1 rRNA gene is annotated in these 241 nt (G+C 56.0%); it reads right to left on the bottom strand.

From position 1 onward, the window contains the following. Positions 1–66 precede the first annotated feature (66 nt). Positions 67–241 (bottom strand): 23S ribosomal RNA (locus SM753_RS21555); the annotation flags it as partial.

Genomic DNA, 241 nt, shown 5'->3' on the forward strand with positions numbered 1-241 from the left:
GGCATGAAACCGTAATGTACGTGCAATCCAGGTAACGCCTGGACCCGTTCGTGGGTACAGTGCGATGAGTGTGTGGCATTGGTCTGTTAGTGCTCGCGGACTGAACGCCTCGTTGCCTTGGCGCGTACATCCCGAGTCTATCGAACCCGTCTTCTACGGGTGACCTCAGTGGTACCTCTTTTTCAGGTGGGTTTCGAGCTTAGATGCGTTCAGCTCTTACCCCGTGTCACGTGGCTGCTCG

The sequence above is a fragment of the Halostella sp. PRR32 genome, assembly GCF_034808085.1.
GTDB lineage: Archaea > Halobacteriota > Halobacteria > Halobacteriales > Natronoarchaeaceae > Halostella > Halostella pelagica.